At 59.8% G+C, this 21,531-nt stretch carries 12 protein-coding genes, 2 tRNA genes and 3 rRNA genes; 7 read left to right on the forward strand and 10 right to left on the reverse strand.

Translation table 11 applies throughout. The annotated features are described in order from the left end of the window. Positions 1-5: 5 nt before the first annotated feature. Both mraZ and coq7 read right to left on the reverse strand, forming a co-directional pair. Positions 6-434 carry a division/cell wall cluster transcriptional repressor MraZ gene (gene mraZ / locus B0G69_RS04150; RefSeq protein ID WP_120289375.1) on the reverse strand — a complete coding sequence of 143 codons (429 nt, stop codon included), beginning with the start codon at positions 432-434 and terminating at the stop codon, positions 6-8. A 461-nt stretch (positions 435-895) separates the two neighbouring features. Next, positions 896-1,534 carry a 2-polyprenyl-3-methyl-6-methoxy-1,4-benzoquinone monooxygenase gene (gene coq7, locus B0G69_RS04155; protein ID WP_121315780.1) on the reverse strand — a complete coding sequence of 213 codons (639 nt, stop codon included), beginning with the start codon at positions 1,532-1,534 and terminating at the stop codon, positions 896-898. Between the two features lie 301 nt (positions 1,535-1,835). Here coq7 and B0G69_RS04160 point away from each other — a divergent pair, with 301 nt between their 5' ends. Then, positions 1,836-3,005, forward strand: a complete 1,170-nt coding sequence (locus tag B0G69_RS04160) for a porin (RefSeq protein ID WP_121315781.1) — start codon at positions 1,836-1,838, stop codon at positions 3,003-3,005. Between the two features lie 198 nt (positions 3,006-3,203). Here the strand turns inward: B0G69_RS04160 and B0G69_RS04165 are convergent, their stop codons facing one another. Together B0G69_RS04165 and B0G69_RS04170 are read right to left on the reverse strand one after the other, a co-directional pair. Next, positions 3,204-4,877 carry a long-chain fatty acid--CoA ligase gene (locus B0G69_RS04165; protein ID WP_121315782.1) on the reverse strand — a complete coding sequence of 558 codons (1,674 nt, stop codon included), beginning with the start codon at positions 4,875-4,877 and terminating at the stop codon, positions 3,204-3,206. Between the two features lie 146 nt (positions 4,878-5,023). Then, complete coding sequence (locus B0G69_RS04170; protein ID WP_121315783.1) at positions 5,024-7,102, reverse strand: molybdopterin oxidoreductase family protein; 2,079 nt, start codon at positions 7,100-7,102, stop codon at positions 5,024-5,026. Positions 7,103-7,290: 188 nt separating this feature from the next. Here B0G69_RS04170 and B0G69_RS04175 point away from each other — a divergent pair, with 188 nt between their 5' ends. Then, on the forward strand, positions 7,291-8,487 hold the full coding sequence (locus B0G69_RS04175; RefSeq protein WP_121315784.1) for a M20 aminoacylase family protein: 1,197 nt from the start codon (positions 7,291-7,293) through the stop codon (positions 8,485-8,487). A 291-nt stretch (positions 8,488-8,778) separates the two neighbouring features. Here B0G69_RS04175 and rrf read toward each other — a convergent pair. The 6 genes from rrf to B0G69_RS04205 all read right to left on the reverse strand — a co-directional run bounded on the left by rrf (position 8,779) and on the right by B0G69_RS04205 (position 15,411). Continuing rightward, positions 8,779-8,892: ribosomal RNA gene (rrf, locus tag B0G69_RS04180) — 5S ribosomal RNA — on the reverse strand. A gap of 201 nt (positions 8,893-9,093) precedes the next feature. Further along, positions 9,094-11,974 (reverse strand): 23S ribosomal RNA (locus tag B0G69_RS04185). 384 nt (positions 11,975-12,358) lie between these two features. Beyond that, positions 12,359-12,434, reverse strand: a tRNA-Ala gene (locus tag B0G69_RS04190). A 54-nt stretch (positions 12,435-12,488) separates the two neighbouring features. Further along, positions 12,489-12,565: transfer RNA gene (locus B0G69_RS04195), tRNA-Ile, on the reverse strand. Positions 12,566-12,631: 66 nt separating this feature from the next. After that, a 16S ribosomal RNA gene (locus B0G69_RS04200) occupies positions 12,632-14,164 on the reverse strand. Together the 16S, 23S and 5S rRNA genes with 2 tRNA genes alongside form the textbook arrangement of a ribosomal RNA operon. 470 nt (positions 14,165-14,634) lie before the next feature. Beyond that, the gene (locus B0G69_RS04205; RefSeq protein ID WP_121315785.1) at positions 14,635-15,411 is read right to left on the reverse strand and encodes an enoyl-CoA hydratase; all 777 of its coding nucleotides are present in this window, start codon (positions 15,409-15,411) and stop codon (positions 14,635-14,637) included. 133 nt (positions 15,412-15,544) lie between these two features. Here B0G69_RS04205 and paaN point away from each other — a divergent pair, with 133 nt between their 5' ends. The 5 genes from paaN to paaK all read left to right on the forward strand — a co-directional run bounded on the left by paaN (position 15,545) and on the right by paaK (position 21,408). Beyond that, complete coding sequence (gene paaN / locus B0G69_RS04210; protein WP_121315786.1) at positions 15,545-17,245, forward strand: phenylacetic acid degradation protein PaaN; 1,701 nt, start codon at positions 15,545-15,547, stop codon at positions 17,243-17,245. A 145-nt stretch (positions 17,246-17,390) separates the two neighbouring features. Continuing rightward, positions 17,391-18,593 (forward strand): 3-oxoadipyl-CoA thiolase, encoded by a 1,203-nt coding sequence (gene pcaF, locus B0G69_RS04215; RefSeq protein ID WP_121315787.1) that lies wholly within the window; start codon positions 17,391-17,393, stop codon positions 18,591-18,593. A 50-nt stretch (positions 18,594-18,643) separates the two neighbouring features. Further along, a complete protein-coding gene (gene paaG / locus B0G69_RS04220; protein WP_121315788.1) occupies positions 18,644-19,435 on the forward strand; it encodes a 2-(1,2-epoxy-1,2-dihydrophenyl)acetyl-CoA isomerase PaaG in 792 nt (263 codons plus the stop codon). Between the two features lies 1 nt (position 19,436). Continuing rightward, positions 19,437-19,898, forward strand: coding sequence for a hydroxyphenylacetyl-CoA thioesterase PaaI (gene paaI / locus B0G69_RS04225; protein ID WP_121315789.1), 462 nt, complete (start codon positions 19,437-19,439; stop codon positions 19,896-19,898). A gap of 205 nt (positions 19,899-20,103) precedes the next feature. After that, positions 20,104-21,408 (forward strand): phenylacetate--CoA ligase PaaK, encoded by a 1,305-nt coding sequence (paaK, locus tag B0G69_RS04230; protein ID WP_121315790.1) that lies wholly within the window; start codon positions 20,104-20,106, stop codon positions 21,406-21,408. Positions 21,409-21,531: the final 123 nt, after the last annotated feature.

Below are 21,531 nucleotides of genomic sequence, written 5' to 3' on the forward strand. Positions count from 1 at the left end.
CGCGATCAGAACGTGAAATTCTTCAACGCTTCGGGCATGCCCTCGGCGATCGCCGCCTGTTCCTTCGCGGCGTAGGTTTGTGCATCCCATAACTCGAAGTGACGCCCCATGCCGAGCAAGGTCACTTCTTTCTCCAGCCCACCAGCCGTGCGCAGTTCCGGCGACACGAGCACGCGGCCTGCGCCGTCCATATCCACATCCATTGCGTTGCCGAGAAAAATGCGCTTCCACCAGGCCGCGTTCATCGGCAGCTTGTCGACCTTGTCGCGGAAGATTTCCCATTCAGGGCGAGGAAAGAGCAACAGGCAGCCGTCCGGGTGCTTGGTGATCGTCACCCGGCCCTCTGCCTGTGTTTGCAGCGCATCCCGATAGCGAGAGGGAATCGACATCCGCCCTTTCGCATCGAGCGTCAGCGCCGACGCCCCTTGGAACACTTCGTTCTCCCCTGTCGACCGGAGTTGGCGCTTTAGCGCTTACTCCGGTCCCATGCAACTGGTTGCTCGCGGCACTTTTGTGCCCGCTGTCCGATTCGTGAAAATCTACCGCAAACCGCCCGCGAGATCACACAAAAATACACTTTCTCACACTGTCTCCCACTTTAGAGTAACGACAAACAGGGGTCAAGGGAGCCCGCCGCTTTTCGAGCGAATTTTGTTTGTTAGAACAAGGACTTAGCGCGCCTACTTCACATCAGACATAAAACGGAAAACCGTTATAAATGAATGAGCTAGTGCAACTTGTGAAGGTGATACGTGAAAAGTCTGAGGGAACAGTACGGAATGAAAGAGATCGCAGCGGGGAATTAAGAGACGGCAGACGGCGATTCGGGGACCTGCGGCGGACGGCGCGCGAGGCGCCGTCCCACTTCGGAAACGGGTGCGCGGTGGCCGCGCCTTTATATGTAATAGGCGGTGCGAGTCATGACTTTCGAAGCCGCACGCATCAGCGCGCGGGCGGGGAACGGCAACTCGACGCCGCCGGCATCCATGGCCGCCTTGCCGTGCGCCATTTCGTCCGCGCGCATCTGCTCGACGATCACGCGCGACTCATGGTCCGCAGCGGGCAGGTGATCCAGATGGCTGTCGAGATGCTGCTCCACCTGACGCTCGGTTTCAGCCATGAAGCTGAGGCTGACGCGGTCGCCGAGGCGTCCCGCCGCGAGGCCGATCGCCAGCGCCCCGGTATACCACAGGGGGTTCAGCAGGCTGGGACGCGAGTCGAGCGCTTCGAGACGTTTGGCGGTCCATGCAAGGTGATCCTCTTCCTCGACGGCGGCGTGATCGAACACGGCGCGCAACGACGGCGACCGGGTCGCGAGTTTCTGAGCCTGATACAGCGCCTGCGCGCACACCTCGCCCACGTGATTGACGCGCATCAATGCGGCCGCGTGCGCGCGCTCCGCTGGTGACAGTTCGGGCGCCTGCGCCGTCACCGCCGATTCTTGCGGAACCGGCAACGGACGACTCATCCGCGATACGCCCGTGATTGAGCGTAAACCCCGATCAAACTCGCTAATCAACTCGTCCAGAAACATTAAGCACTCCCTGATTCAACAACCGCTTCATCGAACCGGCGGGTCCGTGCGACAGGGGTTTGCGGCGCAAAACCCGTTTCGCGGCAAGCACGAATTCGCATGAATCAACCGGCCAATTTTCGATTTTAGACCATGTTGCGTAAACGAAACAGGAACGTTCCTGGCGGCCTCCTTTTTCTTTGTGCCATGTATGCCTTTTGTTACATTACGTGCAACTTCTCGCGAAGTTAGACAGCAAGGCCTCAACGCTAGATAAATATTCGCCTTGTACAAAAGATTCGTAATCCTTGGAGATCATTCGATGAAAAAGTCGCTTCTCGCTCTCGCAGCACTGGGCGCATTCGCAGGCGTCGCACATGCTCAGAGCAGCGTGACCCTGTACGGTATCGTTGACGTTGGTATCAACATGAACACCAACGCGGGTGGCAAACATAAGTACGACATGTCCAGCGGCGTTCTGCAAGGCTCGCGTTTCGGCCTGCGCGGTACGGAAGATCTGGGCGGTGGTCTGAAGGCGATCTTCGTGTTGGAAAACGGCTTTGACGTGACCAACGGCAAGCTGGGTCAAGGCGGCCTGATGTTCGGTCGTCAAGCTTACGTCGGTCTGTCGAGCCAGTTCGGCACGGTCACGCTGGGTCGTCAGTACGACTCAGTCGTCGACTACGTCGGTCCGCTGGAATCGGGCGACCAATGGGGCGGCTACATCGGTGCTCACCCGGGCGACATCGACAACTTCAACAACGCATACCGCACCAACAACACGGTCAAGTTCACGAGCGTGAACTACGGCGGCCTGACGTTCGGCGGCACGTACAGCCTCGGTGGCCAAGCAGGCAACTTCACCGGCAACCAGATCTGGTCGTTGGGTGCTGGCTATAACAACGGTCCTCTCGTGTTGGGCGTCGGCTACCTGAACGCACGCACGCCGGCAGCGACGGGCGGCCTGTTCAACAACGGCGGCACGACGACTGCAGCAGCTGCCGCAGTGACGAACCCGATCTACGGTGGCTTCACGTCGGCTAACACGTACCAGGTGATCGGTGCGGGCGGCGCATACACGTTCGGCGCGGCAACGATCGGCCTGACGTACTCGAACATCCGCTTCGCCAACCTCGGCAAGTCGTTCGCGTCGCCGTTCGCTGGCCAGTCGGCTACGTTCAACAACGGCGAAATCAACTTCAAGTATCAGTTGACCCCGGCATTGCTGGTTGGCGCAGCGTATGACTACACGCGCGGCGCGGAAATCAACGGCGCGGACCGTGCTCAGTATCACCAAGGCTCGGTGGGCGTGGATTACTTCCTCTCCAAGCGTACCGACGTCTACCTGATCGGCGTGTACCAGCACGCTCTGGGCGAAACGCTCAACCAGGCTGGCGCTACGGTCGACGCCACGGCAGGCATCAACGGCCTGACGGGTTCGTCGAACCAGAACCAGTTCGCAGCTCGCGTCGGCATCCGCCACAAGTTCTAATAAGTCGTAATAAAGCAGTCTGCCTCAAAGGCGCCTTCGGGCGCCTTTTTTTTATGGCGGTTGCGCTTGGCTGCGTGGTGCAATGTGGTGACAAAAGAGAAAGCCCCGGCAGACTTCCGTCTGCCGGGGCTTTCTCTTTTTTGCTATGCGCTCCCTGATGTCGGCTTCGTGCGGAATCGGGCGCTTCGACGGTTGCTCCTATGCGCGCCCGTCGCGCAACTCGCGGCGCAGAATCTTGCCGACATTGCTCTTTGGCAGTTCCGTGCGGAATTCGACGACCTTCGGCCGCTTGTAGCCGGTCAATTGCGTCTTGCAGTACGCGAAGATATCCGAGTCGGTCAGCGCCTCGTCCTTCTTCACGACGAACAGCTTTACGGCCTCGCCCGAGTGCTGGTCCGGCACGCCGACCGCTGCGACTTCGAACACGCCCGGCAACTTGGCGACCACGTCCTCGATCTCGTTCGGATACACATTGAAGCCGGACACCAGAATCATGTCCTTCTTGCGATCGACGATCTTCACGAAGCCGCCGTCGTTCATCAGACCGACGTCGCCCGATTTGAAGAAGCCGTCCGGCGTCATCACCTTGGCGGTTTCGTCCGGCCGGTTCCAGTAGCCTGCCATCACCTGCGGGCCGCGAATGCAGATTTCGCCTGGCTGACCGAGCGGCACTTCGTTGCCTTCGTCGTCGCGAATCGACACTTCCGTGGATGGCAACGGCAAACCGATCGTCCCACTGTATTCGGTGACGGTCACCGGATTGCACGTCACACATGGCGACGTCTCCGACAACCCGTAACCTTCGACGATCGGCGTATTCGTCAACTCGAACCAGCGTTTGGCGACCGCCTCCTGCACGGCCATGCCGCCGCCGTTCGCGGTGAGCAGCTTCGAGAAGTCGAGCTTGTGGAAGTCCGGGCTGTTCAGCAACGCGTTGTACAGCGTATTGACGGCGGGGATCGTCGTGATCGCATAACCTTCCAGCGCCTTGATCATGCCCGGGATGTCGCGCGGATTCGGAATCAGCACGCCTAGTCCGCCGGTGCGGATCGTCAGCAGCCCGCACACGGTCAGCGCAAACACGTGATAGAGCGGCAGTGCGACGACGGTGATGAACTGATCGATGTCCGTACGGTTCGCGCGAACCGGATTGAGCCACACCTCCGACTGCAAGACATTGGCGATCAGGTTCCGATGCAGCAACGTCGCGCCCTTGGCCACGCCGGTCGTTCCGCCCGTGTACTGGAGAAACGCGACGTCATCCGGACCCTGTTGCACCGGCTTGAAATGCTGGCGCCCGCCTTCCGAGACCGCGGCGTTGAACTTGACGTGGCCCGGCAGGCTCCACGCCGGCACCATCTTCTTCATCTTGCGGACGACGAAGTTGACCAGCGTGCCCTTGATGCCCATGAGATCGCCCATCGCCGCCACGACGACGTGCTTGACCGAGGTATTGCGCACGATCGCCTGCAGCGTATGCGCAAAGTTTTCGAGCAGGATGATCGCTTCCGCGCCGCAGTCCTTCAACTGATGCTCGAGTTCGCGAGGCGTGTATAGCGGGTTCACGTTCACGACCACGTAGCCGGCACGCAGAATCGCGGCAATCGCGACCGGATATTGCAGCACGTTCGGCATCATGATCGCGATGCGCGCGCCGCGCGCGAGGCCCTTCGACTGAAACCACGCAGCAAGCTTGCGTGAAAGCGCGTCGAGCTCGCCATAGCTGATCTCCTTGCCCATACAGACGAACGCTGGTTTGGCGCGATGCTCACGAAAGGCTTCTTCGAGCAGGTCGGCAACCGATGAATAGCGCGATGGGTCAATGTCTGCGGGAACGCCGGGCGGATAAGATTTCAGCCAGATTTTGTCCATGCAGCGTCTCCTGAATTATTTTCGAATGGTCGTGCTAAAAACGCATCGTAGCATGCGCATCCCGTTGCTATTTGCGAAAAGCGGCCGGGTTAGACGACAGCCTCCAACCCGCTGGAGGCGAACGCTGCCGGGATTCCTGACGGATTTCAGACGCGCTCGACTTCGACGAGGCAGTCGTAGAAAGTGGCCGATCCGCCGAGATCGGTGAGCGCCTGGCTTGTCACCTGGTTCGCGTTGCGGCCATCCGGCGCGAGCTTTTTCCACCAGATGGAAAGGCCGACGACCAGCCCTTCGCGCGCTTTGTCGGTGACGCGGGCGCGCGCCTGCATCGAGCCGCGATCGTTGAAGATGCGCACCTGCACACCGTCGACGATGTCCCGTGCGTGCGCATCCGCAGGATGGATGTCCAGATGCGGCTCGCCTTCCGTCGCGCGCAGACTTTCGATGTTCACGAACGTGCTGTTCAGGAAATTGCGGGCGGGCGGCGAGATCATCGCGAGCGGGTAACGCGCGGCGAGTTCGGGCGCGCCGTCGGCGGACTCGTACGGCGGCAGGTAGTCGGGCAGCGGATCGAGGCCTTGTTGCGCGAGGCGCTCACTGTAGAACTCACATTTGCCGGACGGGGTTCGGAAACCACCGTCGGCGAAAGGCGCGTCGGGCAGATTCAGCTTTGCCCAGCCCACTTTCTTCAACGCCTCCCAGTCCGCGCCTTCCAGCGTGCTGTCCTGCCAGCGGAAGGCGGCCTGCGCGACGGCTTCGTCGCTTTCGAACAGCGCCGGTTCGTCGAAGCCCATCCGATGTGCGAGGCCACGGAATATTTCCGTATTCGGACGTGCGTCGCCGACCGGGGCGATCGCCGGCAAGTTGAGCATCACATGCGTGTGACCGTACGACTTGTGCACGTCGAGATGTTCGAGCTGCGTCGTCGCGGGCAGGAGCAGATCGGCGTAGTCCGCGGTGTCAGTCTGAAAATGCTCGAGGACGATGGTGAACAGGTCTTCGCGCGCGAAACCCGCCGCGACCCGTTCCGAGTCCGGCGCGACCGCAACGGGATTCGAGTTGTAGACGACGATGGCTTCGAGCTTAGGGCCGAACGTGGCGTCGCCCGGATGCAGCAGCGCGTCGCCAATCGCGTTCATATTGATCACGCGACTTGGCTTGGCGGGCCAACCCGGCATCAGGTCCGGACGCTGCAGCGCATGCGAATCGACCGGTGCCCAGCCTCCCGACGATAGCAACGCCCCGCCCGCTCTTTCGCGCCATGCGCCCGTCAGCGACGGCAGGCAAGCAATCGCGCGTACGGCGTTGCCACCGCCGCGCACCCGCTGCAACCCGTAGTTCATGCGAATCGCGGCTTTCTTCGTACTGGCGTAAAGTCGCGCAAGATCGACGATCACCGACTCTTCGATGCCGCAAATCTCGCTGACTCGCGACGGCGGGTAGCTGAGCGCTCGTGCCTTCAGTTCCGCAAAGCCCAGTGTGTGAGCCGCAATGTAAGCGTGATCGAGCAGGTTCTCCGTAATCAGCACGTGCATCATGCCGAGCGCCAGGGCGCCATCCGTACCGGGCTTCAGTGCGATGTGCTGGTGGCATTTTTCCGCCGTCAGCGAACGGTACGGATCGATCGCAATCAGTCGCGCGCCACGACGCTTGGCTTCCTGGGCGCGGGTCCAGAAATGCAGACTCGACGCGATGGGATTCGCGCCCCAGATGAGGATCACCTCGCTCTCGGCGAAAAACTCGGTGTGCATGCCGATGCCTGCGCCGTAGGTATATTTCAAGCCGGCCGCGCCGGCCGCCGAGCAAATCGTGCGGTCGAGTTGCGAGGCGCCGAGCTTGTGAAAGAACCGCTGCGCAATGCTGTCGCCCTGCACCAGCCCCATCGTGCCGGCATAGCTGTAGGGCAAGATCGCCTCCGGCGAGCGGCGCGCAATCTCTGACAAACGGGTGGCCGCGAGCTCCAACGCTTCGTCCCAGGTGATCGGCTCGAAGCGGCCCTCGCCTTTGCGACCGACACGCTTCATCGGCGTGGTGAGCCGGTTCGGATGGTACACACGCTCCGCATAGCGGCTGACCTTGGTACACAAGGCGCCTTGCGTCGGCGCATGGTCGGGATCGCCGGCGACCTTGATCGCTCGACCATTCTCGACGGTCACACGCATCGCGCAGGTGTCAGGGCAATCGTGCGGGCACACGGCGCGAGCGAATTCAGTCGGGGCGTTCATTGTCGGAACTTCGTCGAAGAAGCAGTAAGCGGTGAGTAAAGCGGGATTTTATTACGTCCACTGGCAGTTAGCCTGGATGGTGCCGCCAAAATCGCCTTCGGCGTAGAATCGTTTATCACCGTGCCCGGGTCGATGTGACCCCGAGCGATCCCACGCAAGTCAAAGCACAAGCGCAATATCACTCCATCATGAAACTGATCCCAGAAATCCAAGCCGCTCACGGCGAAATTCAGACCCTTCGACGAACAATTCACGCCAACCCTGAACTGCGTTACGAAGAGACTTCGACTGCAGATCTCGTTGCCAGAACGCTTGAGTCCTGGGGCATTGAGACTCATCGCGGATTAGGCAAAACCGGCGTGGTCGGCGTCTTGAAACGCGGCAGTAGTCCCCGCGCCATTGGCCTGCGCGCCGATATGGACGCGCTGCCGATTCAGGAGTTGAACAGCTTCGATCATAGGTCGAAAAACAACGGCAAAATGCATGCGTGCGGCCATGACGGACATACCGCGATGCTTCTCGGTGCCGCCCGGCATCTGGTCAAACACGGCGAATTCGACGGTACGATCGTATTCATTTTCCAGCCGGCGGAAGAAGGCGGAGCCGGCGCCCAGGCGATGATCGACGACGGTCTGTTCGTCAAGTTTCCGGTGGATGCGGTGTTCGGCATCCATAACTGGCCGGGAATGCCGGCGGGCCACTTCGGCGTGACCGAAGGCCCGATCATGGCATCGAGCAACGAGTTCCGGATCGAAATTAAAGGGGTGGGCTCGCATGCGGCGCTTCCGCACAACGGCCGGGATCCTGTGTTTACGGCGGTGCAGATCGCAAACGGGCTGCAGAGCATCATCACGCGGAACAAAAAGCCGCTCGATACTGCCGTCCTGTCAATTACCCAGATTCACGCCGGCGACGCGGTCAATGTCGTCCCCAATGATGCGTGGCTCGCCGGGACGGTTCGAACATTTACCACTGAAACGCTCGACCTGATCGAAGCGCGTATGCGCAAGATCGCTGAAAATACGGCCGACGCTTACGATTGCTCCGTCACGATCCACTTTCATCGAAATTATCCGCCGACTATCAATAGTGGCGAGGAAGCCCGTTTTGCTGCTTCGGTTATGAAGGAGATCGTTGGGGCAGAGAATGTCGACGACGCGGTTGAGCCGACAATGGGCGCCGAGGACTTTTCGTTCATGCTGCTGGCGAAGCCGGGTTGCTACGCCTTTCTAGGCAACGGCGATGGCGGCCACCGGGATGCCGGGCATGGAGCTGGCCCTTGTATGCTGCATAACGCGAGTTACGATTTCAACGACGAATTATTGCCAATCGGGTCGACATATTGGGTTCGTCTGGCACAACGGTTTCTGGCGCAGGGGAAGTAGTGACCGGCACACGGCAAAAGTGTGAGGCGTCGCCGCTTGTATTGTGCTGCCGGGCGCGTGATGGGGGTGGGTAGTGTGATTGGCGGGGGAGTGTACTCGCCGCCATTTGGAACTGTTGGCTTATGCGGATGCGCTGCGGATCGGGAAACGCTGAGGGGCTGGCGTGCCGGTCCGGAGCAACGCGCGAAGCGCCTGCCCGGGCCGTTGTCCTCTATTCCGTCCGGTGCCCTGCCGCCCCGTAAACGCAGAAACCCCACCTTTTGGGGGTGGGGTTTCTGTTGCTGCTGGGGAGCCTGACGATTACCTACTTTCACACGGGCAATCCGCACTATCATCGGCGTGGAGTCGTTTCACGGTCCTGTTCGGGATGGGAAGGGGTGGGACCGACTCGCTATGGTCATCAGGCATGACTTGTTGTCGTGTCGCCTCTGGGGGCAACACAACCAATCGGGAAGAAGTAGTGTCTGGTGATACTCACCAGAGGAGGCGGGCTGTGTTGTTCGAGGCACAACACTGATCTCAACCTGGGTGTCTGTTGCCCCCTTCGGGGGTGGGATGTCCATAAGTGCCGAAGCACTGACGGTCATCGCAAAACACACCTGTTATAGGATCAAGCCTTACGGGCAATTAGTATCAGTTAGCTTAACGCATTACTGCGCTTATACACCTGACCTATCAACGTCCTGGTCTTGAACGACCCTTCAAGGGGCTCGAAGCCCCGGGGATATCTCATCTTAAGGCGAGTTTCCCGCTTAGATGCTTTCAGCGGTTATCTCTTCCGAACATAGCTACCCGGCGATGCCACTGGCGTGACAACCGGTACACCAGAGGTTCGTCCACTCCGGTCCTCTCGTACTAGGAGCAGCCCCCTTCAAATATCCAGCGCCCACGGCAGATAGGGACCAAACTGTCTCACGACGTTTTAAACCCAGCTCACGTACCTCTTTAAATGGCGAACAGCCATACCCTTGGGACCGGCTACAGCCCCAGGATGAGATGAGCCGACATCGAGGTGCCAAACACCGCCGTCGATATGAACTCTTGGGCGGTATCAGCCTGTTATCCCCAGAGTACCTTTTATCCGTTGAGCGATGGCCCTTCCATACAGAACCACCGGATCACTATGACCTGCTTTCGCACCTGCTCGACTTGTCGGTCTCGCAGTTAAGCACGCTTATGCCATTGCACTATCAGCACGATTTCCGACCGTACCTAGCGTACCTTCGTACTCCTCCGTTACACTTTGGGAGGAGACCGCCCCAGTCAAACTGCCTACCATGCACTGTCCCCGACCCGGATCACGGGCCAAGGTTAGAACCTCAAACAGACCAGGGTGGTATTTCAAGGTCGGCTCCACGCAGACTGGCGTCCACGCTTCACAGCCTCCCACCTATCCTACACAGACCGGTTCAAAGTCCAATGCAAAGCTACAGTAAAGGTTCATGGGGTCTTTCCGTCTAGCCGCGGGGAGATTGCATCATCACAAACACTTCAACTTCGCTGAGTCTCGGGAGGAGACAGTGTGGCCATCGTTACGCCATTCGTGCAGGTCGGAACTTACCCGACAAGGAATTTCGCTACCTTAGGACCGTTATAGTTACGGCCGCCGTTTACCGGGACTTCAATCAGGAGCTTGCACCCCATCATTTAATCTTCCGGCACCGGGCAGGCGTCACACCCTATACGTCCACTTTCGTGTTTGCAGAGTGCTGTGTTTTTATTAAACAGTCGCAGCCACCAGTTTATTGCAACCCCTTCACCCTTCTGGCGCAGGCCAGTCAGGCTACCGGGGCGTACCTTATCCCGAAGTTACGGTACCAATTTGCCGAGTTCCTTCTCCCGAGTTCTCTCAAGCGCCTTAGAATACTCATCTCGCCCACCTGTGTCGGTTTGCGGTACGGTCCTGTTAAACTGAAGCTTAGAGGCTTTTCTTGGAACCACTTCCAGTTGCTTCTTCACCGAAGTGAATGGCCTCACACCCTTGAATTGCGCGCCCGGATTTGCCAAAGCGCCTTCTCCAATGCAAGGACCGGGACTTCCAACACCCGGACAACCTTCCGCGATCCGTCCCCCCATCGCATTTAACAATGGTGCAGGAATATTAACCTGCTTCCCATCAGCTACGCATTTCTGCCTCGCCTTAGGGGCCGACTCACCCTACGCCGATGAACGTTGCGTAGGAAACCTTGGGCTTACGGCGAGGGGGCCTTTCACCCCCTTTATCGCTACTCATGTCAGCATTCGCACTTCCGATACCTCCAGCACACTTTCCAGTGCACCTTCGCAGGCTTACGGAACGCTCTCCTACCATGCACATAAATGTGCATCCGCAGCTTCGGTATATTGCTTAGCCCCGTTACATCTTCCGCGCAGGACGACTCGATCAGTGAGCTATTACGCTTTCTTTAAAGGATGGCTGCTTCTAAGCCAACCTCCTGACTGTTTTAGCCTTCCCACTTCGTTTCCCACTTAGCAATATTTGGGGACCTTAGCTGGCGGTCTGGGTTGTTTCCCTCTTGACACCGGACGTTAGCACCCGATGTCTGTCTCCCGTGATTGCACTCTTCGGTATTCGGAGTTTGCTATGGCGTAGTAATCCGCAATGGACCCCACAACCATGACAGTGCTCTACCCCCGAAGGTGATACACGAGGCACTACCTAAATAGTTTTCGGAGAGAACCAGCTATTTCCAGGTTTGTTTAGCCTTTCACCCCTATCCACAGCTCATCCCCTAACTTTTCAACGTTAGTGGGTTCGGACCTCCAGTACGTGTTACCGCACCTTCATCCTGGCCATGGATAGATCACCTGGTTTCGGGTCTACACCCAGCGACTGAACGCCCTGTTCGGACTCGCTTTCGCTACGCCTGCCCTAATCGGTTAAGCTTGCCACTGAATGTAAGTCGCTGACCCATTATACAAAAGGTACGCCGTCACCCCCTTGCGAAGGCTCCGACTGTTTGTATGCATGCGGTTTCAGGATCTGTTTCACTCCCCTCCCGGGGTTCTTTTCGCCTTTCCCTCACGGTACTGGTTCACTATCGGTCGATCACGAGTATTTAGCCTTGGAGGATGGTCCCCCCATCTTCAGACAGGATTTCACGTGTCCCGCCCTACTTCTCGTACACCCAGTTCTTCCTCGCTGTTTTCGCTTACGGGGCTATCACCCGCTATGGCAGCACTTTCCAGAGCCTTCAGCTAACAGTGAAGATAAAGAGTACAGGCTGGTCCCATTTCGCTCGCCACTACTCTGGGAATCTCGGTTGATTTCTTTTCCTGCGGTTACTTAGATGTTTCAGTTCACCGCGTTCGCTTCGCATGACCTATGGATTCAGTCATGGATACTCCATTCGGAGTGGGTTTCCCCATTCGGACATCTTCGGATCAAAGCTCGTTTGCCAGCTCCCCGAAGCTTTTCGCAGGCTACCGCGTCCTTCATCGCCTGTGATCGCCAAGGCATCCACCACATGCACTTGTTCGCTTGACCCTATAACGGGTGTGTCTTGCGGCCCGCGTTAGCGCTTTAGCGCTTACGCGGGGCTCATCCCCGAAGGGGACAAGGTTCCCGAAGGACTCTCCAGTTCACATTCCGCTACAGGTTGAGTATTCGTGTTGCGCCGTATTCCAAAGCAATCTTTCGATCACTTAAAAAATACATTGATACAATCACAACCCTGATTCACCTACTCACCTCCCCATCTCCAGGCAGGCTTTCGTGAATCTCTTTACTACTTCTTCCTGATTGTTAAAGAACGACAGCCGATCGCGCAATCCCTGATTGCGTATCGCTCTGACTGGCTCAATCGCCAATGCTTGTTTCACTACACCGCCAACTCCCGTTAGCGCATGCAGACAAACCAGCATTGAGGATTGGTGGAGGATGACGGGATCGAACCGACGACCCCCTGCTTGCAAAGCAGGTGCTCTCCCAGCTGAGCTAATCCCCCAGTCATGCAGATACCCCAGAGGTTTTTAGCCGGTCAGCTCACCAGACAAGACTTTGGTGGGTCTGGATGGATTCGAACCATCGACCCCCGCCTTATCAAGACGGTGCTCTAACCGGCTGAGCTACAGACCCCTGAGTCTGTCTTTTTCACAGCCGATAAGCGTGAGCGCTCAACACTTCTGACGCGCTTAGCTCGAGAAAGGAGGTGATCCAGCCGCACCTTCCGATACGGCTACCTTGTTACGACTTCACCCCAGTCATGAATCCCACCGTGGTAAGCGCCCTCCTTGCGGTTAGGCTACCTACTTCTGGTGAAACCCACTCCCATGGTGTGACGGGCGGTGTGTACAAGACCCGGGAACGTATTCACCGCGGCATGCTGATCCGCGATTACTAGCGATTCCAGCTTCACGCACCCGAGTTGCAGAGTGCGATCCGGACTACGATCGGTTTTCTGGGATTGGCTCCGCCTCGCGGCTTGGCAACCCTCTGTTCCGACCATTGTATGACGTGTGAAGCCCTACCCATAAGGGCCATGAGGACTTGACGTCATCCCCACCTTCCTCCGGTTTGTCACCGGCAGTCTCCCTGGAGTGCTCTTGCGTAGCAACTAGGGACAAGGGTTGCGCTCGTTGCGGGACTTAACCCAACATCTCACGACACGAGCTGACGACAGCCATGCAGCACCTGTGTTATGGCTCCCTTTCGGGCACCCCGGCCTCTCAGCCAGGTTCCATACATGTCAAGGGTAGGTAAGGTTTTTCGCGTTGCATCGAATTAATCCACATCATCCACCGCTTGTGCGGGTCCCCGTCAATTCCTTTGAGTTTTAATCTTGCGACCGTACTCCCCAGGCGGTCAACTTCACGCGTTAGCTACGTTACCAAGTCAATGAAGACCCGACAACTAGTTGACATCGTTTAGGGCGTGGACTACCAGGGTATCTAATCCTGTTTGCTCCCCACGCTTTCGTGCATGAGCGTCAGTATTGGCCCAGGGGGCTGCCTTCGCCATCGGTATTCCTCCACATCTCTACGCATTTCACTGCTACACGTGGAATTCTACCCCCCTCTGCCATACTCTAGCCCGCCAGTCACAAATGCAGTTCCCAGGTTAAGCCCGGGGATTTCACATCTGTCTTAGCGAACCGCCTGCGCACGCTTTACGCCCAGTAATTCCGATTAACGCTTGCACCCTACGTATTACCGCGGCTGCTGGCACGTAGTTAGCCGGTGCTTATTCTTCCGGTACCGTCATCCCCCCAGGGTATTCGCCCAAGGGATTTCTTTCCGGACAAAAGTGCTTTACAACCCGAAGGCCTTCTTCACACACGCGGCATTGCTGGATCAGGCTTGCGCCCATTGTCCAAAATTCCCCACTGCTGCCTCCCGTAGGAGTCTGGGCCGTGTCTCAGTCCCAGTGTGGCTGGTCGTCCTCTCAGACCAGCTACAGATCGTCGCCTTGGTAGGCCTTTACCCCACCAACTAGCTAATCTGCCATCGGCCGCCCCTTGAGCGCGAGGTCCCGAAAGATCCCCCGCTTTCCTCCTCAGAGCGTATGCGGTATTAATCCGGCTTTCGCCGGGCTATCCCCCACTCCAGGACACGTTCCGATGTATTACTCACCCGTTCGCCACTCGCCACCAGACCGAAGTCCGTGCTGCCGTCCGACTTGCATGTGTAAGGCATGCCGCCAGCGTTCAATCTGAGCCAGGATCAAACTCTTCAGTTCAAACCTGTTACTGTTTTTCGGTCTCTTTCGAAACCGGTCGCTCACTCAACGTACTGACGAAGTGTCCGACCATCTTCCGATGGTCAAACCTTCCTTTCATTACTGTGTGAGACTTGATACTTCCGCTTTTACGGCAGATTCCGCAGAATCCACCGTCGCGTCACGCATCAAGCGCCCACACTTATCGGCTGTTAATTTTTAAAGATCGATCCGCTCACGCACAGCACCCACTTCAACCACCCGGCACTGCGTCGTTCTGCGTCGCTGCATCAGCAGCAGAGAAACGAGATTATGGAGAACTTTCGCAGCAGCGTCAACAGGTTTTTATCACTTGCCCAACCTGCCCACCGCGCTGGAAGCCTTGCCACTGCTGGCTTTCCCGCTTCTCCGTGCCCCGGCATCCGAAGCACGAAAGAGCGGAATTCTAGCGAGCCCCAAGGGGACTTGCAAGCGTTATTTTGACAAGCGTATTAACGATGCTTGAAAACCGGTTTGCGCTTCTCCACAAACGCCGCCATGCCCTCTTTCTGGTCTTCGGTGGCGAAGAGCGAATGGAACAGCCGGCGCTCGAAATGCACGCCTTCTGCGAGCGTCGTTTCATATGCGCGGTTGACCGACTCCTTCACCATCATCACCGCCGGAAGCGGGAATTCCGCGATGGTCGCAGCCGCGGCTATCGACTCATCAAGCAGGGAGGCGGCCGGAATAACACGCGAAACCAATCCGGCACGCTCACTCTCAGCCGCATCCATGAAACGGGCGGTCAGACAGAGATCCATCGCCTTCGCTTTCGACACGGCGCGCGGCAATCGCTGCGTGCCACCCGCCCCCGGCATGATGCCGAGCTTGATTTCCGGCTGACCAAACTTCGCGGTATCGGCGGCAAAAATGATGTCGCACATCATCGCCAGCTCGCAGCCGCCGCCAAGAGCGAACCCTGCTACCGCGGCAATGATCGGTTTGCGGACCGAGCGAACCGTTTCCCAGTTGCGGGTGATGTAGTCGCCCTTGTACACGTCCATATAGGTGTAGGTCGACATCATGCCGATGTCGGCGCCGGCGGCAAACGCCTTCTCACTCCCCGTCACCACAATCGCACCGATCGCGTCGTCGGCATCGAACTCGCGCAGCGCGACCCCCAACTCGTCCATCAATGCGTCGCTCAAAGCGTTCAACGCCTTCGGACGATTCAACGTGATCAGACCAACCCGCCCCCGCGTCTCAACCAAAATGTTCTCGTAAGCCATGCCGCCTCCTAATGGTTAATCACACGCGAAAACGCTTCGCGCGGCTCTCTTAATAATGCTACCATTCCCCAACCAACCGGTCGGTCAATTATTAGACAGGCTTTTCCCCAACGCACAGCCAAGCCCCTCTGCCATGACACATCCGCTATTCACCAAGCACGAAGACACGCTGCAAAAGGCTCTCACCGCGGTTGAAACGCGCGGCTACTGGAGCCCGTTCGTCGAAATGCCCAGTCCGAAAGTGTACGGGGAAACAGCCAACGCGGACGGCGAAGCCGCTTTCAAGGCGCTGCTCAATACGACGTTCGAACTGGATCAACCGTCAACGGGAGAAACGGTCGGCGCCGAAGTTTCGCCGTTCGGCTTCCCGCTCGGCGTGCGCTATCCGAAAGCGGACCCTGACGCACTGATCGAAGCAGCCGCCGCCGCGCAGCGTGACTGGCGCGCGGCAGGCCCGCAGGCGTGGATCGGCGTGAGCCTCGAAATCCTCGCGCGGGTGAATCGTGCCAGCTTCGAAATTGGCTACAGCGTGATGCACACGACCGGCCAGGCGTTCATGATGGCTTTTCAGGCCGGCGGCCCGCATGCACAAGACCGTGCGCTCGAAGCAGTCGTGTATGCATGGGACCAGTTGCGTCGTATCCCCGTCGACGCGCATTGGGAAAAACCGCAAGGCAAGAATCCGCCTCTCGCGATGCACAAGCGCTATACCGTCGTGCCACGCGGCACCGGCCTTGTACTCGGCTGCTGCACGTTCCCGACATGGAACGGCTATCCAGGCCTCTTCGCCGATCTCGCCACCGGCAACACGGTCATCGTCAAGCCGCACCCGGGCGCGATTCTGCCGCTTGCGCTGACCGTGCGAATCGCGCGCGACGTTCTGCGCGAAGCAGGCTTCGATCCGAACGTCGTCACCTTGCTGGCCACCGAGCCGAACGACGGCGCACTCGTCCAGGAACTGGCCTTGCGCCCGGAGATCAAGCTCATCGACTTCACCGGTAGCACCGAGAACGGCACGTGGCTCGAGCGCCACGCGCACCAGGCGCAGGTTTACACCGAGAAAGCCGGCGTCAACCAGATCGTGATCGACTCCGTCGACGACATCAAAGCGGCCGCCCGCAACATCGCATTCTCCCTGGCGCTGTACTCGGGCCAGATGTGTACCGCTCCGCAGAACATCTACGTGCCGCGCACCGGCATCCGCACCGCCAACGGCTCGCTGAGTTTCGACGACGTCGCCCAAGCCATTGCCAGCTCGGTACAAAAGCTCGTCGCCGACCCATCCCGTGCGGTCGAACTGCTCGGCGCGATTCAGAACGAAGGCGTTACCCAGCGCATCGGTGAAGCCTCAAAATTCGGCCGCGTTCTGGTTGAGAGTCAGGCGCTCGAGCATCCGGCGTTTGCAAACGCTCGCGTGCGCACGCCGCTCGTGCTGCAACTGGACGCCGCCACCGACCACGCGCAGTTCACCAAAGAGTGGTTCGGCCCGATCTCGTTCGTTATCGCGACAGACTCGACCGCGCAGTCGCTCGAACTCGCTGGCGCGATCGCCGCCGAGCATGGCGCGCTGACACTGTCGGTCTACAGCACCGACCCGGCCGTGCTCGACGATGCCCACGAGGCGTCGATTCGCGGCGGCGTAGCACTGTCGATCAATCTGACGGGCGGGGTATTCGTCAACCAGTCCGCCGCCTTCTCCGACTTCCACGGCACGGGGGCGAACCCCGCAGCCAATGCCGCGCTGGCCGATGCAGCCTTTGTCGCCAACCGCTTCCGCGTCGTTCAAAGCCGCATTCATGTTGAACCGAAAGCGGCGCCGGCGGTAGCTGGCTGAATGGCATAAGAGCCCGAGACAGCGGCATAAGAAAAAGCACGGCCTCTTTCCTACGCCGTTTGGCCGAATGGACCGGGTCGTGCGCCCCAACTAACATGAGACATCGGATCGGTATTGAGCGCCGCTCCGTCCAGCGGAAACTCCAATGAACGACGCCTTCATCTGCGATGCGATTCGCACACCCATCGGCCGCTACGGCGGCGCCCTGAAAGATGTCCGTGCCGACGATCTCGGCGCCGTGCCGATCAGGGCGCTGATCGAGCGCAATCCCGGCGTCGACTGGCGCGCCCTTGACGACGTGATTTACGGCTGCGCGAATCAGGCCGGTGAAGACAATCGCAACGTCGCTCGCATGTCGGCATTGCTGGCCGGTCTGCCTACGGACGCGCCGGGCGCCACCGTCAACCGCCTGTGCGGCTCCGGCATGGATGCGGTCGGCACCGCCGCGCGCGCGATCAAGGCAGGCGAAGCGCGCCTGATGATTGCCGGCGGCGTCGAAAGCATGACGCGCGCGCCGTTCGTGATGGGCAAAGCCGCGAGCGCGTTCTCACGCCAAGCCGACATTCACGACACGACCATCGGCTGGCGTTTCGTCAATCCGCTGATGAAGCGCCAGTACGGTGTCGACTCGATGCCCGAGACCGCGGAAAACGTCGCCGTCGAATTCGGCGTGAGCCGTGCGGACCAGGACGCGTTCGCGCTCGCGAGCCAGCAAAAAGCAGCCCGCGCGCAACGTGATGGCACGCTGGCCGAGGAAATCGTCGGTGTCGATGTCGCGCAGAAGAAGGGGAACCCCGTGCGCGTCATGCTCGACGAGCATCCGCGGGAAACGTCGCTCGAAAGTCTGGGCAAGCTCAAGGGCGTGGTCCGGCCGGACGGCAGTGTGACGGCCGGCAACGCGTCCGGCGTGAACGACGGCGCCTGCGCACTGTTGCTCGCTAACCAGCAGGCAGCCGACCAGTACGGCCTGCGCCGCCGCGCACGCGTGGTGGGCATGGCAACCGCAGGCGTCGAGCCGCGCATCATGGGTATCGGGCCGGCGCCTGCGACGCAAAAGCTGCTCAGGCAACTCGGCATGACGCTCGAACAATTCGACGTGATCGAGTTGAACGAAGCATTCGCGTCGCAAGGGTTGGCCGTGCTGCGCACGCTCGGTCTGCGCGACGACGATCCGCGCGTCAATCCGAATGGCGGTGCCATTGCGCTCGGCCATCCGCTGGGCGCCTCCGGCGCGCGTCTGATCACGACCGCCCTGTATCAACTGGAACGGATCAACGGCCGCTTTGCGCTGTGCACAATGTGCATCGGCGTGGGCCAAGGCATTGCGCTGGTCATCGAACGGCTTTAAGAGCAACGCCGTAGTGACTGTCAGCTAAAGAGACTTTGAGGAGACACCCAATGTCATATGAAGCGATTCGCCTGGATCTCGACACATCGAGTCACGTCGCTACCATCACGCTGAACCGCCCTGACAAGCTCAACAGCTTCACGCGCGCCATGCATCGGGAATTGAGCGACGCGCTCGACCGGGTTGAAAAATCGGGCGCGCGCGCACTCGTGCTCACAGGGGCGGGGCGCGGCTTCTGCGCCGGCCAGGATCTCGCCGACCTCGATTTCACGCCCGGCGCAATGACGGATCTGGGCGATCTGATCGACGAGCATTTCAACCCGCTGATCCGCCGTCTGCAAGCGCTGCCGTTGCCGGTCATCGCGGCGGTCAACGGCACGGCTGCCGGCGCCGGCGCGAATCTCGCGCTGGCCTGCGACCTCGTGCTTGCGGCGCGCTCGGCGAGCTTCATTCAGGCTTTCGTGAAGATCGGCCTCGTGCCGGACTCGGGCGGCACGTGGCTGCTGCCGCAGCGCGTCGGCATGGCGCGCGCGCTGGGGCTTGCGATCACCGGCGACAAACTCGGCGCGGAAAAAGCCGAAAGCTGGGGCATGATCTGGCAGACGCATGAGGACGCGGAACTCGCCGCCGCTGCGGCCAAACTCGCGGCTCAACTCGCGCAGCAACCCACGCGCGCCATCGCCGCAATCAAGCAGGCAATGCGCGCGGGCGCGACGCAAACCCTCGACCAGCAACTCGACCTGGAGCGCGATCTGCAACGTGCGCTCGGTGCATCCCATGATTACGCAGAAGGTGTGCAAGCCTTCGTGGAAAAACGCGCACCACGCTTCGAGGGCCGCTGATATGTCCACTCAAACCAGTCACGCCAAACAGATGACGCAGGACGAACTCGCCCGCGCAACCGCCGCCGCGATGTACGAGAACGATGCTTGCAGCCGTGCGCTCGGGCTCGAAATCCTGGAAGTGCGTCCAGGCTACGCACGCCTGCGCATGGCTGTGCGCGACGACTTTCTGAACGGCCACCAGATTTGCCACGGCGGCCTGATCTTCACGCTCGCTGATTCGACGTTCGCGTTCGCCTGCAACACGTACAACATCAACACGGTCGCGGCCGGTTGTTCGATCGAGTTCCTGAAAGCGGTGCACGGCGGCGACGTGCTGACAGCGGAGGCGGTCGAGCAGACACTGAGCGGCCGCACCGGCATCTACGATATTCGCGTCACCAATCGCGCCGACGAAACCGTCGCCATGTTTCGCGGCAAATCGGCGCAAATCAAAGGCAACCTGGTTCCCACGGGCGATTGAAAGGCCAGCGCGCGGCGAACCCCACGGTAAAGCCGCGGCCAACGCCGCAGTGGTGCCGCGGCAAACGAGCGACGCAGCGTCGGAGCATCGGAGCGTCCGAGCGTCCGAGCGTCGACGCTATCCAAAATAACAGCCGGTCCCCGGTTTTTTGCGCACAAGCGCACCGTACATAGACTCAGGCATTGAGGCAGCAAGGAGACATTCAATGACGACCGCCCTTCCGCTCGATCCGATCGAGACCGCCAGCCGCGACGAACTTGCCGCGCTTCAACTTGAACGACTCAAATGGTCGCTGAATCATGCGTATGAGAATTCGCCGGTCTATCGGCGCAAATTCGACGAAGCCGGCGTGCACCCGAGCGAAGTCAAGACGCTGGCGGATCTGGCGCACTTTCCGTTCACCACCAAGAAAGACCTGCGCGACAGCTACCCGTTCGGGATGTTCGCCGTCCCGCAGGAGCAGATTTCACGCATTCACGCGTCGTCCGGCACGACCGGCAAGCCGACCGTCGTGGGCTACACCGCGCGCGACATCGACACGTGGGCGAATCTCGTCGCGCGTTCGATTCGCGCCGCCGGCGCGAAGCGCGGCGACAAGGTTCACGTGAGCTACGGGTACGGCCTGTTCACCGGCGGCCTCGGCGCGCACTACGGTGCCGAGCGCGCGGGCCTCACCGTGATTCCCTTCGGCGGCGGCCAGACCGAGAAGCAGGTGCAACTGATCCAGGACTTCCGCCCGGACATCATCATGGTGACGCCGAGCTACATGCTCTCGATCGCCGACGAACTCGAACGTCAAGGCATCGACCCGGCCACTTGCTCGCTGCGCCTCGGCATCTTCGGCGCGGAGCCGTGGACCAACGACATGCGTCAGGCGATCGAAAAGCGTATGGGCATCGATGCCGTCGACATCTACGGCCTGTCCGAGGTGATGGGCCCGGGCGTCGCATCGGAGTGCGTGGAAACGAAGGACGGCCCGACCATCTGGGAAGATCATTTCTATCCCGAGATCATCGATCCCGAAACCGGCGAGGTGCTGCCGGACGGCGAACTCGGCGAACTGGTGTTCACCTCGCTGACCAAGGAAGCACTGCCGATCATCCGTTACCGCACGCGCGACCTCACGCGTCTGCTGCCGGGCAGCGTCCGCACGATGCGCCGAATGGAAAAGATCACCGGCCGCTCGGACGACATGATGATCGTGCGCGGTGTGAACGTATTCCCGACGCAAATCGAGGAACTGCTGCTCAAGCAGCACGCGCTCGCGCCGCATTATCAGATCGTGCTGACCAAGGAAGGCCCGCTCGACGTGTTGACGCTGAACGTCGAACCCTGCCCGGAAACCGCGCCGGATACGGCCGCGCTGAACACAGCCAAACAGGCGCTCGCCTATGACATCAAGGCACTGATCGGCGTGAGCGCGGTGGTAAACGTGCTGGCGGTAAACGGCATCGAGCGTTCGGTTGGCAAGGCACGGCGCGTGGTGGACAAGCGCAAGCAAGGGCTTTAAGTCGCCCCTACAAAAAAGGCGTCACGTCCGGAATCCCAACCGGGTGTGACGCCTTTTTCAATAATTCAGCGTAGCTCTCCCGCGTGCGGGAATCATGTCGAATGCTTCGTGCTGCGGCACACG

This window comes from Paraburkholderia sp. RAU2J (assembly GCF_003634845.1).
Lineage (GTDB): Bacteria > Pseudomonadota > Gammaproteobacteria > Burkholderiales > Burkholderiaceae > Paraburkholderia > Paraburkholderia fynbosensis.